The following is a 16,790-nucleotide window of genomic DNA, read 5'->3' as shown; positions in this document are numbered from 1 at the left end:
ACATAAAATAGGAAAAAATACTTATGATAACGCTTTCAAAAAAGGTTATAGTGAAAAATGTGTACGTACTTTATTTTACGGGAGGGTTTTCATTGAAATGTAGTTGGACTAAATATGCAATGGTACTGATGGCTTTACTCTTACTAGTAAGCTCTTTTTTTAGCCCATTTATGCAATCGTTTGCATCTGCAGCAGACTCAACTAAAATCACGATTCACTATCAGCCTGCTCCAAATGATACAAAGGAATGGGGATTATGGGTTTTTCCTGAAGGAGGAGAAGGGAAGCCTTACGTATTTACAGAGGAAGATCAATTTGGAAAAGTAGCGGAAGTTGAATTACCCGGTATTTATGACAAAGTAGGTTTTATTGTTCGAACAGAGTCGTGGGAAAAAGATGGAGGAGACCGCTTCGTTTCGGTGGAGAACGGTGAAGGAGAAGTATGGGTGAAAAGTGGAGATGAACATACATATACGTCTCCTCCTGACGGTGAATACCGAGATTTACCGAAGTTTGATAAAGTAAACGTTACCTTAAATTATCATCGGTACGACGGAGATTACAGCGGGTGGAACATTTGGACATGGCCAGGTGATGAAAAAGAAGGGAAGCAAATCGAATTTACGGAAGACACGAATTTTGGGAAGAGGGCGACCTACGCCATTAACAGTGGAAGTGGTAATTTATTTGACAAAATTGGTTTTATTGTACGCCATTCTACTAGTGACAGCGATTGGGAAAATAAAGACGGAGGAGAGCGCTTTATTACCAAGGTTGGTAAAGATGGGAATGTAGAAGTATGGATTGTTCAAGGACAAAATCGAATTTATTATGATAGAGCTGGAGTAGATATCACTCGGAAAATCACGAAAGCGACTATGGATACATTTAATCAAATCACCTTAGAAACAAACGTGCCGTTTGACTCTTCTAAGAGTTTAGGAGACATTGAAATTGACGGAGCTCAAATTGAGAAAGTGATACCTTATAAAGAGGGAGAAGACGCTGCTACTACTAAAGTTAAAATCATAACAAAACAGCCTTTGGACGTTACAAAAACGTATAAAGTGAAGCAAAAAGGCTACGGCTCAGCTGATGTAGTCAATGGAAATGTCGTTCGCACGAAAGAATTTGACGAAAAGTATGCATATAGCGGAAACGATTTAGGAAACACGTATTCTAAGAAACAAACAAATTTTCGCGTATGGGCTCCAACCGCAAGCGAAGCCAAGCTAGTGACTTATTCATCATGGAACTCCAAAGCTGTAAAAGAAATTTCTATGATCAAAAGTGAAAAAGGAACGTGGAAAGCGGAGTTAAAAGGAAATCATGATGAACTAATTTATACGTACAAAGTGAAAATTGGGAACAGCTGGAGCGAAGCGGTTGATCCATATGTACGAGCAACAACGGTGAATGGAGATCGCGGAGTTGTCGTAGATTTGGCTAAGACAAATCCGAGAAAGTGGAGTGCAAATAAGCCGAAATTTAAAAATCCAGAAGATGCGATTATCTATGAACTGCACGTACGAGATTTATCGTCTCAAAAAGAGAGTGGTATCAAAAATAAAGGAAAATATTTAGGCGTAGCGGAGTGGAATACGAAAGGACCAAATGGAGTAAAAACAGGACTCAGTCATATTAAAGATTTAGGTGTGACGCACGTTCAGTTCCTGCCTATTTACGATTATCGTACGGTGGATGAAACGAAATTAAACGAGCCGCAGTTTAACTGGGGATATGATCCGAAAAATTACAACGTCCCAGAAGGTTCCTATTCAACAAACCCATATAATCCTAAGACGAGAATCATTGAGCTTAAACAAATGATTCAAACGCTTCATGATAAGCAGCTTCGTATGGTAATGGACGTGGTTTATAATCATGTGTATGCAGTGAGTGAGCATAGCTTTGATAAATTAGTTCCAGGCTACTACTTCCGTTATAAGGAAGATGGAACTTTATCCAACGGAACAGGTGTTGGAAACGACACGGCGTCTGAACGGAAGATGGTTCGGAAGTTTATTGTAGATTCTATTGCGTATTGGGCAAAAGAGTACCACATTGATGGGTTTCGATTTGATTTAATGGGGATTCACGATACAAAGACAATGAATGAAGTGAGAAAGAAGTTAGATGAAATTGACCCTTCCATTATCGTCTTAGGAGAGGGCTGGGATCTAGGAACCGAGCTTGATGCTAAGCTAAAAGCTAATCAGAAAAACGCTCAGGATATGAAGCGCATCGCTCATTTTAATGACGGTATGCGAGATGGTCTTAAAGGCAGCGTATTTTTTGATCATGACAACGGATTTGTTAATGGAAAACAGGGGCAAGAAAAGCTCATACAGCAAAGTATAGCAGCTGGAATAGATTATGATCATTCCACTGCCACGTATGAAGACCCGGATCAAGTTGTGACGTATGTAGAAGCTCACGATAACCATACGTTATGGGATAAGCTTCAGCTGACGAACCCTGCTGACACCGAGCAAACGAAAAAGCAAATGCATAAGCTTGCTTCTTCTATTATTTTAACATCTCAAGGAATGAACTTTATACATGCAGGTCAAGAGTTTATGAGAACAAAAGGCGGAGATCATAATAGCTATCAGTCACCCGATTCTGTCAATCAGCTAGATTGGAAGCGCCGAGCAGCTTTCAGCCAAGAAGTAGATTATATGAAGGGACTTATTGCGCTTCGAAAGCAATATTCCTCATTTAGAATGACGAGTGCACAGGCTATTCATCAAAATTTACGCTTTGTTGATGCACCAGCAAACGTAGTAGGTTATACGTTAAATGCTAAAGCCAATAAAGATAAAGCAAACGAAATAATGGTGATTCATAATGCAAATAAACAAGCTCAAACGGTTCATCTGCCTTCTAACAGAACGTGGAGATTACTTGTTGACGGCGAGCAGGCAGGAACAAAAACGCTCCGTACGGTGAAAGGAAATACAGTAAATGTTTCGCCTCTTTCGACATTTGTGCTAGTAAGATAAATTTTAGATAACTAGAATACATGTAGAAAAATTCAGAATATTGTATGCGAAATTGTTGATTTCACTAGATAACATGGTAAAATATTCATTGTTAGCGTTTTCAAAATTCGTGGGGAGGTATGTATTTGATGCAAAATCTTGGAGCGAAAAAAGTTGAAATGAGTCCGAAAGTAGTGGAGTTTTTAAAAGGAGTTAAACAGCTATACATTAACGGCGAATGGGTAGACTCTGTTTCGGGAAAAACGTTTGAAACAGTAAACCCAGCAACGGGTGAAAAGTTGGCAGATGTAGCTGAAGCAAATCCAGAGGATATTGATCGTGCCGTCAGAGCGGCTAGAGAAGCCTTTGATCATGGACCTTGGACAAAGATGTCAGCAGCTGAAAGAAGTCGACTTATTTATAAATTAGCTGATTTAATGGAAACACATCAATTGGAGCTTGCGCAGCTTGAAACGCTTGATAACGGAAAACCAATTCGTGAAACATCAAATGCAGACATTCCATTAGCAATTGAACATTTCCGCTACTTTGCTGGATGGTCAACTAAAATGGTTGGACAAACTATTCCTGTGCAAGGAGCGTATTTTAACTATACAAGATATGAACCAGTAGGAGTTGTTGGCCAAATTATTCCGTGGAACTTCCCGCTTTTAATGGCCGCTTGGAAGCTCGGAGCTGCTTTGGCAACTGGATGTACAATTGTGCTCAAACCAGCAGAGCAAACGCCGCTTTCTGCACTTTACTTGGCCCGACTAGCCGATGAAGCAGGGTTCCCAAAAGGCGTGCTAAACATTGTGCCAGGCTACGGGAAAACAGCAGGTGAACCGCTCGTTCATCATGATCTTGTCGATAAAATTGCTTTTACAGGATCTACTGCTGTCGGAAAAGCAATTATGAAGCAAGCTAGCGACTCCTTAAAGCGTGTGACGTTAGAGCTTGGAGGTAAATCACCAAACATTATCCTCCCGGATGCAGACTTAACAAAAGCAGTTCCTGGTGCGCTTTCAGGTATTATGTTTAATCAAGGACAAGTATGTTGTGCTGGAAGTCGTCTGTATGTCCAAAAAAGCTTATATGATAATGTCGTAGCTGATTTAGTTTCTCAAACGAAATCTATTAAACAAGGAAATGGATTAGCAGATGAGACGACAATGGGTCCGCTTGTATCTGCGCAGCAGCAAAAACGAGTGAAAACCTATATTGATAAAGGAATTGAAGAAGGAGCGGAAGTACTCGCAGGAGGAAACATTCCATTTGATCAAGGCTATTTCGTAGAACCGACTATCTTTGCAGATGTCGATCATTCAATGACGATTGCTCGTGAAGAAATCTTTGGTCCGGTTGTAGCTGCTATGCCGTTTGATGATCTCGATGATTTAATTGCCAAAGCAAATGATACAGCATATGGTCTAGCAGCGGGCGTCTGGACACAGGATTTAAAGAAAGCACACTATATTGCTCATGGTATTAAAGCAGGTACAGTTTGGGTGAACTGTTACAACGTATTTGATGCAGCAAGCCCGTTTGGAGGCTATAAACAGTCGGGAATTGGTCGTGAAATGGGAAGCTATGCGCTTGATAACTACACTGAAGTGAAAAGCGTATGGATCAATATGGAATAATAAGTAAGAATTTTTGTGGAAATCAATAGCATATCTTTGTGTGAAAAAGAGTAGTCTTTAGTGGACTACTCTTTTATTTGTTTAAGTCCCGCATTTTTAGAAAAGGAGTGATAACATTGCCGGTTATACAGGGCCCCTCGTCGTATAAGCTTACCGGTCACCTGCAAAAGTTTAGAGAGAACCCACTGGGTTTTTTGGAAAACTTGACTCAGTATGGAGAAATTGCAACATTTAGAGTTGCGCACAAACGCTTTTATGTAACGAGAGACCCTCAACTTATTAAAGATGTAGTCATTACAAACAGCAAGGCGTTTCAAAAAATTAAACTAACGCATATGTTTAAAACGCTGCTAGGCGAAGAAATGTTATGGACAGATGAAGCATTATATATGAGCCCCATTCAACCCTCACAACTAAAACAACATCTAACTTATAACAAGGAAGCAATCGCAAAAATAATTGAAAAGCATACGGAAACGTGGGAAGAAGGGCAGCTTCGAACGATAGTAAAAGACATAAGACAGATAGTCGTAGCTGTACTCCTTCAACTTGTATTTGGCATTTCGATTGAGGAGAAAGATAAAATTCACTATGTTCAAGCGCTTATGAGAAAAAAAGAAAAGTTAGGCAAAATTTATATTCGTCTACCTTTGCACCAGCTTGACTCAGATGAGCAGCTAGAACAACTCCTTTTTGAACGCGTTCAAATGCGTGTTCAAAACAAAACCGAAGGAAATGATTTACTGCAGTATATATTGAATTCTTACGGAGAAGACAGCGATGAAAGAGAAATATATGAACAGCTAAATTCTATATTCCTTTCGATGTATGAAATGATTACGCACGTATGCAGCTGGTCTATTCATTTACTGTCTCAAAATACTAGGGAGCACCTTCAGCTGCATAAAGAAATTCAAGCCTATGCTAGCGGCGAATCACTTTCAACCAAAAATCTGACCTATATGCGCAAAATAATTGCTGAAAGCATGAGGTTGTATCCGCCTCTTTGGCTATTTGGGCGTCAAGCACGTGAAGATATACAAATAGATGGCTACAGTATCAAAAAAGGGGAGATTATGTTAATCAGCCCTTATATGATGCATCGCCATGAAGATTATTTTTTAGAGCCAAGTGAATTTTTACCTGACCGTTTTGAAAAAGGAGGGTCCATTGATGTCCCAAGCTATATGTATATGCCGCTTGGGATTGAGCATCAAGCGGAAAGGGGCATGGACTATATCACTGAAATAGTAACCATTTTTCTGTCAGAAATGACAAAGCGCTTTTTATTTCAGCTGACTGAGCCCGAATCTATTGCTCCGATGGCGGGCGTAATGCTGAATATGAAAGAAGAACTGAAGGTGAATGTTCACAAAGTTCACGCGCAGTCTTGAATGAACGGGAATACTTTCCCTCTTTATATCAGGCTGTCAATTTATTGACACATCCTGCATTGAGATTTATCATAGGGTAATATTTGATAGAGATTACTGAAGGATTTTTAGAGGGGACTATGGATAAAACAATTAAACAGTTAGTGTCGCTAGTTGAAACATCATTACTAACGCAAGTTACGATTCAAAGTGAAAGTGACTATGATCCAGTTGAAGTTACGAACAAAACAAAAGAGTGGGTACTTATTGGTAAAGGAAACTATGCGGGTGTGTTTACGCACGAAAATTATCCTGAATTTGTCGTGAAAGTATACGGAAGAGAAATTTATGGTGTAAAGAAAGAAGCGCAAGTGTATAGAAAGCTGGGCGTTCACCCAGCTTATTCTCAACTTTTTCATGAAGGAAAGACGTACTTGATTTTAAAAAGACTTACAGGCGTTACCTTGTATGATGCCATCCAGCGGGGAATAAAGATTCCAGAACAAGTCATAAAAGATGTGAACGCAGCTTTGGACTATGCAAGAAGCCAAGGTTTAAACCCGTATGATGTGCATGGTAAAAATGTCATGATGAAAGATGGAAGAGGGTATGTGGTGGATATCTCTGACTTTTATAAAGAAGGTATTGATAAAAAATGGACAGACCTTGTAAAAGCTTATTACACCTTTTATCCGACTATTGATAAGTACCATATCCGCTTGCCGTACCCGCTTTTAAACGTTATCAGAAAAGCATATCGTCTATATCGTAGAATCAAATCAAAAAGGAGTTTCCGCTAAAGGGAACTCCTTTTTAAGATGAAATACAGCGCAATACATGCTGCTGCTCAAAAGTTGGTTTTAATTTGAATAGAATGGTTTGTAGTATTTCAGATTGATAGACAAATTTTAGCGTATGTTTAAGGGAAAGAGGATGTAAGAAAGAACGTATTCTTTTTTCAGCATAACGTATCACCTGTTCTTCATAAAATAAAGTACGTGCGGAGATTTTAGCGTGAATGTCTTTTGTTAGTTCGATTGTAAACTGGATAATCAATAAATCAGTGTCTTTACAGTATTTTTCTAGTAGCATGATATCACCTCCATTTTGTCAACTCATTTACATAATCTTAATATAAAATTTACAAATGTCAATAAGACACGGAAAAATAAATGGTAAGACTGTTCTTTTTATATGTTGAATAAACAAGAACGTGACAGAGGTGAATAAACTTGAACATTAACGTCGGATTTGCCATTTTAGCTGATATTGATAATAAGATGACGGCCGCTATTTATGTGGAAAATCAAATTGTAGCGATTATAGCTGGACCTTCAGATATTCTGTATGAAAAGTTGAAAAAAGTGTTTTTATAATAGAGAAAAGCTGTAATTATAAATATGATTCATAAAAGGCTTAAAAATTCTATGAAATAGTCGAAATAAAAGATGAGGATAAAATACACAAAAAGAAAGAACAGGAAGTTAAGGATAGGAGAATTACATATGGATAAAACATCTTTTATTGGACTGATTTTAGGAATAGCCTCTCTTATTGTAGGTATGTTTTTCAAAGGGGTTAATCCATCTGTGTTAGGAAATCCCGCTGCTATTTTAATTATTATTGTCGGAACCGTCGGAGCAGTAGTGATTGCATTTCCTTCAAATGAAATCAAAAGAGTCCCAAAACTGTTTGGTGTCCTGTTTAAAGAACAAAAAATGCTGCAGCCCGTTGATTTAGTATCCATGTTTTCTGAATGGGGACAAGTTGTTCGAAAAGAAGGGTTACTATCACTTGAAGCCCAAATTATTGATGTAGATGACCCTTTCTTAAAAAATGGTTTGAATTTAGCTATTGATGGTCAAAGTGCGGATTATATACGAGACGTGTTGTCTGAAGAAATTGATGCTATGGAAGAAAGACATCAAACGGGTGCAAGTATTTTCGCTTTAGCAGGTACATATGCTCCAACTCTGGGTGTACTTGGAGCTGTTATAGGGTTAATTGCTGCGCTTGGGAACATGGAAGATACAGATACGCTAGGACATGCGATCAGCGCGGCGTTTGTTGCTACGCTTCTTGGTATTTTTACTGGGTATGTACTATGGCATCCGTTTGCAAATAAACTAAAGCGTAAATCGAAACATGAAGTAAAGGTAAAGTATATGATGATCGAAGGAGTGCTTTCACTTTTAGAAGGAGAAACACCCAAAGTAATTGAGCAAAAGCTGGCTTCTTATTTGCCAACAGCGGAACGTAAAAAGCTTCTTCAAGAAAGTGAAGTGGGCATAAATGAGTAGACGCAGAAAACGAAAGCATGAAGAGGACCATGTTGACGAAAGCTGGCTGCTTCCTTACTCAGATTTGCTTACACTTTTACTTGCTTTATTCATTGTATTGTTTGCAATGAGCTCAGTGGATGCGCAGAAATTTAAGAACCTTTCTCGCGCATTTAATGAAGCGTTCGTTGGAGGAACGGGTGTGATGGAATTTCAATCTCTGGAGGAACCTGAAGAAGCGGTTCAGCCTTCAAATACCCCTGCAGCTAAAAGTACGGAAAAAACAAATGAATTGGAGACAGCTCCTAATCAGTCTCCTGCTTCTTCACAATCGTTAACGAGCGAACAAAAGGAGCAAACCATTCGAGAAGCTGATCAAGAAGAGCTTCAGCAAATTCAATCTAAAATTAATGCGTATATTCAAAAGAAAAACCTAACAAATCAATTACAGACTTCGTTAACCGAGGAAGGTCTCTTAATTTCCATTCGAGACAATGTATTGTTTGATTCGGGAAGAGCACAAGTTCGGAGTGAAGATACAAAAATCGCCAATGATATTTCAGGGCTTTTGGTGATTGATCCTCCTCGTAATATTATTATTAGCGGTCACACCGATAACGTACCTATTCGCAACGCTGGTTTTGAATCCAACTGGGAGTTAAGCGTGATGAGAGCAGTTAACTTTATGAAAGTTATCTTAAAAAACGATAAGCTTAATCCAAGCATGTTCAGTGCAAAAGGATTTGGAGAGTTCAAGCCGGTGACATCTAATAATACAGCAGAGGGACAAGCGAAAAATAGGAGGGTTGAAATATTGATTACTCCTCGTACAATTAAACAGCCGTAAAAGCAGGACTGCTTTTACGGCTGTTTTTCTATGTGTTATAAAGCTAAGAGTCTTCTCTTTTCAAAGTTTCCTCGTACTAACTTGAGATCCATTCCATCTAAAATCAAGTCAATGAGAGCTCCTTTAAAGACATCCGCTGTTTTTTTCTTATCATTGGACTGCAAATATTGCACGCGATACCACTTGTCTTCAACTTGAAAGTACATAAAACGTCCATGCGTAAAGTCAATCCAAAACTTTGTAGGTTGTCCATTGAGATTTTTATAAACATATCCCCAGCTTCGACCTTGGTGAGAGTCCTTCATTTTAGGGCGAGCTGTATTAAATACTTCGTAATATACTTTGTGCTTAATATCATAGAGCATCATATGACAGTCCTCCTATCTATAGACGTGCTAGTAGGTAAAGATATATTTGCATACAACAAGTATACTCAGCTGAAAGGAATCGTAGACTACTTTTTTGAGACAAGCAGAAATGCAGTTAAATGAAAAAGACAGTTTAAATTAGCTCAATCATTCCGCTTTTTTTATACTGTAAGTAAATGCGTTAAATAAGGAGGAAAAAATGAGACGAGTAGGAATAGTAGGTGCTGGAATGGCGGGCCTTACAGCAGCGGCTGAATTACAAAAAGAAGGAATAGAGGTCTTTCTTCTTGATAAGGGTAAAAGTGTAGGGGGACGAATGGCTACCCGAAGAGTAGGAGAGGGAAAAGCAGATCACGGAGCTCAATTTTTTACAGTGAGATCCGATGAATTTCAACAAGACGTAAATAAATGGATAGCTGATAGAAAGGTTAAGAAGTGGTTTGGTGACCATCATCCTCGGTATCAAAGTATGAATGGGATGAATGCGCTAGCTAAATATTTAGCTGAAGATTTACGCGTATACGTGAATCGAAAAGTTCAAGCTATTGATTTTCGAAACGGAAGGTATCAGCTGTATACAGAAGAAAATGAGATTTTTGAAGCGACTGATATCATTTTTACACCTCCGTCTCCTCAGGTTATTGAGGTGCTTAATAACAGTAGGTTACAGGCGGGGCGATCTATCCTTAACACACTGAAATTTAGTCCTTGCTTGGTTGCTATCGTAGAGCTTTACACAGAGATGCTGTATGGTGATCATGGTCAAATCACGAATCCTTCTGGCACAATCCAAAGAATCGTTAATCATGAGCAAAAAGGAATATCAAAGACGCCCGTTCTTAGCATATATATGAATAAAGACTGGTCAGAAAAACATTTTGATGAACATGAACATGAGCTACTGCGGGCGATAAAAAATGAAATAAAAGAATGGATAGGTGCAAATCATATTAAAAGCATTCAGTTAAAGAAATGGCGCTATGCAGAGGCTGAACAAGTTCTTCATCAGCCCTTTGCTAAAATTATGCCGTCGCTACTGGTGGCAGGAGATGCTTTTTTAAGAAGGGAAGACGAAACAAATCACTCACGGTTAGAGAGCGCATATTTGTCAGGGAAATCGGCAGCCGCTGAATTAATGGGAAAGAACATCTAGAAAAAGGAGGGACCAAGAAGTGAAAAATAATTGGATAATGAAACAAACGTGGAAAGATTTACTGTTTATTCATTGGCCTGTAGATCCGGCATTTTTGGCTTCTTTATTGCCTAGTCAGTTAGAGCCTGACACCTATGATGGTCAAGGATGGATTGCACTTGTGCCTTTTACGATGACAGACATTCGATTTAAAGGAACGCCCGCAGTTCCTATCTTTTCACGGCTATATGAGCTGAATGTGCGTACATATGTTACATATAAAGGGGAAAAAGGCGTTTATTTTTTTAGTTTAGACGCAAGCAATCCACTAGGGGTATGGATTGCTCGTCAGTTTTTTCATTTGCCTTATTACCACGCTGCTATGACATTCAACAAAACTCAGAACCATATTTCTTTTCAGTCAGTTCGAACGCACAGAGACTCACAAAAAGAGCGAGTAAAGCTTACATATAGAGGTATTTCTCCGTCCTATCGCAGTAGAGAAGGAGAATTAGCTCATTGGCTTACAGAGCGCTACTGCTTATTTACCACTCATCAAGGAAATGTCTACAGAGGAGATCTTTATCATGACCCTTGGGAACTGCAAAAAGGAGAGTGTGAAATAAGAGATGATTCTATCACTCAGCCTTTTTTGCGTCCGGCGGACCATCATGATTTAACTGTACACTACGCAAAGAAAGTAACCGCTTATTTTTACCCTTTTAAAAAAGTATAGGTATCAAAACAAAATTAAAAAATCTTCATAGCCTTCTTCTTTAAGCTTCTCTTTTGGAATAAAGCGCAGAGCCGCGGAATTCACTTGATAGTATTCGCTGTTTTCTTCTGTTAAAAGTAAACCCAGATAGTTATCTCCTTCTTTGCTTTTTAGCGCTGTTGAATGCTGCGCCGGCACTCTTTTTATGTTTCCGTATAAGATAGGGCGCTTAAAAATGGGCCAGCCTGTATGAGAAGGAAGCTGATCTGACGTTTTGAACAGTGCTTCTCCAGTTAGAAGGTCAACGTAAATTCCTTGTTTTTTGTTATTCCAATATAAATTTGTAAAAGGAGGTTCGGTACCGTTTTCCTGCGTAACAAAATATTGCATAGGCGTTAGGATCTTTTTGAGGTAAGAGCGGTCCTTGGGCCAATGCTGCGTCAGAAAATCAGTGCGCCCCGAGCCTTCTTTGTATAATTTATAGTGAAATGCATTTTTTCGATAATAATCCTGATGCTGCTCTTCGGCTTCGTAAAAAGAAGAAAAAGGTAAAATAGGTGTGACGATAGGATTGTTAAAACGTCCGCTTTGGGCAAGCTTTCTTTTAGAATCGAGAGCCGCTTCTTTTTGCTTTTCGTTATGATAAAAGATGATGGCTCGATACGATGGTCCGCGGTCTGAAAACTGTCCGGCGGAATCCGTAGGGTCAATTTGCTGCCAATACAGGTTAAGCAGATCTTCAAACGTAATTTGAGAAGGATCCCATACAATTTGCACGGCCTCTACGTATTCGTTTTCCTTTTCTACAAGAGCAGAAGCTTTAGAAGTGATTTGTTTATCTCTAGCGTAGCCCGAGCGGATACTGCTGATTCCTGTAAGCTGATCAAAAGGAGCGACCATGCACCAAAAGCATCCTCCTGCAAACGTTGCATATTCTTTCATATTACTTTCCTCTTTTCGTTGAATAAAATAAATGAAAATATATTTATATATTAAAATGTATAAACAAACAGAAAGCGCTTTATAATGAGTCTTGTAAGAAAGCACATTCTTATGGTATTATGACCACTGGATAAAAGAAAATGGCTTATTGTTTACGCGAGTATCCTTATTTTATGTTCTTAAAAAGATGCAGTTTATTGTTTAAGTACTCATAGAAATACATATGTTGGAGCAGTAAGAGGAACAATTAAAAAATAAGGACGTTTTGCTCTTAAACGATACCACATTCCAGAATCTACATACCAGTTTAGGAGGAGCTAGTTTGAACACAACCCGTTTACCATCTATGTGGGAGATAATGATTGTGCTTGCTTTATTTTTAGCAGTTGTTATTTCATTTGCAACTGTTTTGGATTTACCTATTCAGCTCGCTTTATTTATTTCATGGTTTATTGTTATGGCGCTAGGAGTACGACTTGGGTATACGTATAATCAGCTGCAAGGAGCCATTACAAGAGGAATATCAAACGGCTTAGAAGCTATTTTAATTTTATTAGCCGTCGGTACGTTAATTGGAACATGGATTGCCGGAGGAGTTGTTCCTTCTCTTATTTATTTTGGACTAGAGTTTATTAATCCAACATTCTTTTTACTTGCTACACTTATCATTTGCTCTATTACCTCGATTTCAACAGGAACATCTTGGGGAACGGTTGGTACAGCCGGAATCGCGATGATGGGAATCGGACAAGGCTTAGGCATGCCGCTTCCTTTAGTAGCTGGAGCTGTGATTTCAGGAGCTTATTTTGGAGACAAGCTTTCTCCTCTTTCTGACAGTACCATTTTATCTGCGTCAATGGCTCGAGTGAACGTTATTGATCATGTAAAAGCAATGTTAGTGTTGGATATTCCTGCTTACGTCATTACGGCAGTATTATTTACGGTAACAGGATTTATGTATGGAGGAAAAGATTTTGATGCCGGACGGGTAGACGGATTAAAATCTTCGCTGTTGGATACATTCCATATCAGCGGGTGGATGCTGATTCCGGCTTTGGCTGTTATTGTCCTTTTAGCATTAAAGAAACCTTCTCTTCCATCAATTGCCATTGGCTCGTTATTAGGAATTATATGGGCAGTTGTCTTTCAACATATGGATGTGGCGAGCGCATTTAATACGGCTTATGAAGGATTTAAAATTAATACCGACAACACATTTTTAAGTGAGCTGTTAAATCGTGGCGGAATTTTAAGCATGGTCGGTTCCATTATTGTCATTATTTTTGGACTAGGCTTTGGCGGGTTATTAGATGAGCTCGGTGTCTTAGAAGTCCTGCTATCTAAATTCGAAAAAATTCTTGTCAATTCAGGAAACGTTACGGCTTCTACTATTTTCGTTGGATTATTAGGGAATATATTTGGTTGTGCAATGTATGTTTCATTAATTTTAACACCGAAAATTATGGAGAAAAGTTATGACAAGTTAAGAATACAGCGTCTAGTGCTTGCCCGTAACTCAGAAGTAGGGGGAACCTTAACTTCAGGGATGGTTCCGTGGACGGACAACGGTGTATTTTTAGCTACAACGCTTGGGATTTCTACATTCGCTTATCTGCCGTTTATGTGGCTCAGCTTTGTCTCTATTATTTTGGCGATTATTTACGGATATACTGGGAAATTCATTTGGTACGTAAAAGAGGAAAAACAGCGTTCTGCTATAGCAAAATAAAAGAGGCTGCGACAACAGTATGTTAGTTAAAAGAAGATCCGAACGATGAATTAAGATTCTTGATGGAGAATCAACTTCGTTCGGATTTTTTTATTGGTATGATAAACGTAGGTTTCATGTATTTTGTTGCTTCTAGCTGTTGACTGGATTGATTTAGTTATGCCTTAACCTCTTTTTGATCAAATCATTTCTGGATATTCGATTTTCCAGTGGACATTTTGAAGGTAAAGCTGAACATCCGCCTTTTTTTTCTGCTTCAGAAGTTTTAGAATATGGCGGTGATGTTCATTCATCACATGTAAAATGGCGTATAGCTCTTTATTGTCATCGCTAAAGTACGTTTGTCTGATGAATCCGTCTTGTAAAGATATAAGCTGTTCTTTTAAGGTCACATTACCGCATCGGTTCAAATATACTCGATGAAAATACGTTTGGTATTTTTGATAATCCTGATAATTTTCTAATTCAATCGAAACATCAATTTTTTTAATAAGCTCATCCATCTTCGTAAAATCGTCTTCCGTTAAGTGATCAATCGACAGGGAAGCTGCAAGACCATCTAAAGCACCGACGATTTCAAATACTTCTAGTTTTTTTGGTGTATCAATTTCCTTTACGGTAAATCCTCTGCGCGGTCTGTATTCTAATAGGTTGTCTGATGCCAGTTTAATAAGCGCTTCTCTCACAGGCGTTCGGCTGACATTCAGCTGAGAACAAATGCTGGCTTCATTTATTTTGTCGTTAGGCAGCAGTGTACCGTCTTGAATTTGACTTGCTATGTAGTTATATACATGATCTTTTAATGAATGATAAATCATAGGCCCCTTGTTCATTGTTTCCCCCTAAAATAAATATCGCATCAGCCGTTCTTTCTCATCATGTCATGGTGATGAGAGAGTATAAAAATAGCGTGAAAGAACGTACATGTGTAAAAATAATCATATCATATCACTTCGTCTAATCTTAGTTAGAATATAAAAAATAGAATTATTGAAATATTTTTTACTATTGATTGTTGTAAAAAATCTGAAAAATGATATAATCGAAAAAAGATTTAAGAAGTGTATATTGTATACAATATACAAAATTTGTACATATCGAAGAAATAGAGCCTACTTTTTCAGAGAAGAGACTATAGAGAATATGTAAATAAACCAAGTTTTTAGATGGGTTTACTATAAAAAGGAGGTACATAATGGGAGAGAATACAACATCTATGAATCAGTTACAAAGAAAAATGAAAAGCCGTCATTTATTTATGATTTCTCTTGGCGGTGTTATCGGTACGGGGCTGTTTCTTAATTCAGGCTACACAATTAATGCAGCAGGTCCTGGGGGAACACTCCTTGCTTATTTAATCGGTGGATTAATTATGTATTTAGTCATGATATGTCTAGGAGAACTAAGCGTAGCAATGCCTGTGTCAGGATCATTTCAAGTATACGCTACGAAGTTTATCGGGCCGGGAACTGGTTTTGCGGTTGGCTGGCTTTACTGGCTGACTTGGGTGGTGTCTGTCGGTTCGGAGTTTACAGCGTCTGGATTGCTTATGCAAAGATGGTTTCCTGACGTTTCGGTTTGGATATGGAGCGCGCTGTTTGCCCTTTTATTATTTGGTTTAAATGCAACATCTGTACGTTTTTTCGGTGAAACAGAATTTTGGTTTTCAAGTATTAAAGTATTAACCATTATTGTATTTATTATTTTAGGCGCAGCAGCGATGTTTGGATTCATTCCCCTTAGCGGTCATGAAAAAGCGCCGATGCTTTCTCACTTTACAGGAGAGGGCGGTTTATTTCCAAATGGACTTATGCCTGTATTAATTACGATGGTTTCTGTTAGCTTTGCTTTTTCGGGAACAGAATTAATTGGTATTACGGCTGGGGAAACAGAGGATCCGGAAAAGAACATACCTCGCGCAATTAAAAATATCATTTGGCGTACGTTCTTCTTTTTTATTGGCGCCATGTTTGTACTATCTGGATTGATTTCATGGAAACAAGCAGGAGTGTTAGAAAGTCCTTTTGTAACGGTATTCGATCAAATAGGTATTCCTTACGCAGCAGATATCATGAACTTGGTTATTTTAACAGCTTTATTATCAAACGCTAATGCAGGATTATATGCATGTTCGAGAATGCTATGGTCATTATCTGATCAAAAAATGGTCAGCACTTGGTTAGGAAAAGTAACGTCTAAAGGAGTTCCATTTAATTCGTTGCTTATCAGCATGGGAGTGGCATGTCTGTCCTTGCTGTCAAGCGTAGTTGCACCAACAACTGTTTACTTAGTATTAGTTTCTATTTCTGGATTTGCGGTTGTAGCTGTATGGATGGCTATTGCGGCTTCTCACTTTATGTTCAGAAGACGCTATATTAAAGAAGGGAATGATGTATCGAAGCTTGTTTACAAAGCTCCTTTATATCCTATTGTACCTATTTTAGCGTTTGTTTTATGCTTTGCTGCTTGTGTAGGACTGGCTTTTGATGAGAGTCAGCGTATCGCATTATACTGCGGTATCCCCTTTGTCCTTTTTTGTTACTTGTTTTATTATTTGAAAAATAAAAAAGGAAACAGAAAAAACGAAAGTCAGCCTATAGCAAAATAAAAAGCAGAAGACCTAGGTCTTCTGCTTTTTTTGCATACAAAAACACCCTATCCATCCGTACTGGTTAAGTGTCCCGCAACAAGCGAAATTGAATTGGATAGGGTGCGTATCTATATAGTAGAGAAAGAGGCGCCGTTTGTCAAACTTATTTAGCCGCGCCTTATTTAAAA

The 16,790-nt window shown here is 38.5% G+C and carries 15 protein-coding genes; 11 read left to right on the top strand and 4 right to left on the bottom strand.

Annotated features, from left to right (window positions below; translation table 11 throughout):
- Window positions 1-23 precede the first annotated feature (23 nt).
- The 4 genes from pulA (at window position 24) to AC0KUU_RS10190 (ending at window position 6,800) form a co-directional block, all read left to right on the top strand.
- Entirely contained in the window at window positions 24-3,005 is a 2,982-nt protein-coding gene (pulA, locus tag AC0KUU_RS10205) for a type I pullulanase (protein ID WP_043982068.1), read from the top strand.
- 128 nt (window positions 3,006-3,133) lie between these two features.
- On the top strand, window positions 3,134-4,627 hold the full coding sequence (locus AC0KUU_RS10200; RefSeq protein ID WP_013082880.1) for an aldehyde dehydrogenase family protein: 1,494 nt from the start codon (window positions 3,134-3,136) through the stop codon (window positions 4,625-4,627).
- A 107-nt stretch (window positions 4,628-4,734) separates the two neighbouring features.
- Complete coding sequence (locus AC0KUU_RS10195; RefSeq protein ID WP_080781701.1) at window positions 4,735-6,021, top strand: cytochrome P450; 1,287 nt, start codon at window positions 4,735-4,737, stop codon at window positions 6,019-6,021.
- A 119-nt stretch (window positions 6,022-6,140) separates the two neighbouring features.
- The gene (locus tag AC0KUU_RS10190; protein WP_043982069.1) at window positions 6,141-6,800 is read left to right on the top strand and encodes a serine/threonine-protein kinase; all 660 of its coding nucleotides are present in this window, start codon (window positions 6,141-6,143) and stop codon (window positions 6,798-6,800) included.
- A gap of 13 nt (window positions 6,801-6,813) precedes the next feature.
- Here AC0KUU_RS10190 and AC0KUU_RS10185 read toward each other — a convergent pair whose 3' ends face one another.
- Window positions 6,814-7,092 carry a hypothetical protein gene (locus AC0KUU_RS10185; protein ID WP_013082883.1) on the bottom strand — a complete coding sequence of 93 codons (279 nt, stop codon included), beginning with the start codon at window positions 7,090-7,092 and terminating at the stop codon, window positions 6,814-6,816.
- A 140-nt stretch (window positions 7,093-7,232) separates the two neighbouring features.
- On the opposite strand from AC0KUU_RS10185, the gene AC0KUU_RS10180 reads away from it, so the two are divergent.
- The 3 genes from AC0KUU_RS10180 to AC0KUU_RS10170 all read left to right on the top strand — a co-directional run bounded on the left by AC0KUU_RS10180 (window position 7,233) and on the right by AC0KUU_RS10170 (window position 9,126).
- Window positions 7,233-7,376 (top strand): hypothetical protein, encoded by a 144-nt coding sequence (locus tag AC0KUU_RS10180; protein ID WP_014460421.1) that lies wholly within the window; start codon window positions 7,233-7,235, stop codon window positions 7,374-7,376.
- 129 nt (window positions 7,377-7,505) lie between these two features.
- Entirely contained in the window at window positions 7,506-8,300 is a 795-nt protein-coding gene (gene motA, locus AC0KUU_RS10175) for a flagellar motor stator protein MotA (RefSeq protein ID WP_013056745.1), read from the top strand.
- Window positions 8,293-9,126: a flagellar motor protein MotB gene (locus AC0KUU_RS10170; protein ID WP_043982071.1), complete on the top strand. Its 834-nt coding sequence runs from the start codon at window positions 8,293-8,295 to the stop codon at window positions 9,124-9,126. The genes motA and AC0KUU_RS10170 overlap by 8 nt, the downstream gene beginning before the upstream one ends.
- A gap of 35 nt (window positions 9,127-9,161) precedes the next feature.
- Here AC0KUU_RS10170 and AC0KUU_RS10165 read toward each other — a convergent pair whose 3' ends face one another.
- Window positions 9,162-9,494, bottom strand: coding sequence for a hypothetical protein (locus AC0KUU_RS10165; protein WP_043982072.1), 333 nt, complete (start codon window positions 9,492-9,494; stop codon window positions 9,162-9,164).
- 199 nt (window positions 9,495-9,693) lie between these two features.
- Here AC0KUU_RS10165 and AC0KUU_RS10160 point away from each other — a divergent pair, with 199 nt between their 5' ends.
- Both AC0KUU_RS10160 and AC0KUU_RS10155 read left to right on the top strand, forming a co-directional pair.
- Window positions 9,694-10,647, top strand: a complete 954-nt coding sequence (locus AC0KUU_RS10160) for an NAD(P)/FAD-dependent oxidoreductase (protein ID WP_043982074.1) — start codon at window positions 9,694-9,696, stop codon at window positions 10,645-10,647.
- A 19-nt stretch (window positions 10,648-10,666) separates the two neighbouring features.
- A complete protein-coding gene (locus AC0KUU_RS10155) occupies window positions 10,667-11,362 on the top strand; it encodes a YqjF family protein (RefSeq protein ID WP_043982075.1) in 696 nt (231 codons plus the stop codon).
- A gap of 3 nt (window positions 11,363-11,365) precedes the next feature.
- On the opposite strand, the gene msrA is transcribed toward AC0KUU_RS10155, so the two are convergent.
- A complete protein-coding gene (gene msrA / locus AC0KUU_RS10150; RefSeq protein ID WP_043982076.1) occupies window positions 11,366-12,283 on the bottom strand; it encodes a peptide-methionine (S)-S-oxide reductase MsrA in 918 nt (305 codons plus the stop codon).
- Window positions 12,284-12,605: 322 nt separating this feature from the next.
- Between msrA and nhaC the strand changes: the two genes are divergently transcribed.
- Window positions 12,606-14,012, top strand: coding sequence for a Na+/H+ antiporter NhaC (gene nhaC / locus AC0KUU_RS10145; protein ID WP_043982077.1), 1,407 nt, complete (start codon window positions 12,606-12,608; stop codon window positions 14,010-14,012).
- 179 nt (window positions 14,013-14,191) lie between these two features.
- On the opposite strand, the gene AC0KUU_RS10140 is transcribed toward nhaC, so the two are convergent.
- Window positions 14,192-14,845, bottom strand: a complete 654-nt coding sequence (locus AC0KUU_RS10140) for a GntR family transcriptional regulator (RefSeq protein ID WP_034275912.1) — start codon at window positions 14,843-14,845, stop codon at window positions 14,192-14,194.
- Between the two features lie 362 nt (window positions 14,846-15,207).
- On the opposite strand from AC0KUU_RS10140, the gene AC0KUU_RS10135 reads away from it, so the two are divergent.
- Window positions 15,208-16,620 (top strand): amino acid permease, encoded by a 1,413-nt coding sequence (locus AC0KUU_RS10135; RefSeq protein WP_025752074.1) that lies wholly within the window; start codon window positions 15,208-15,210, stop codon window positions 16,618-16,620.
- Window positions 16,621-16,790: the final 170 nt, after the last annotated feature.

The organism is Priestia sp. ST2 (assembly GCF_055810735.1).
This window is presented reverse-complemented; position numbering and strand designations above follow the sequence as displayed.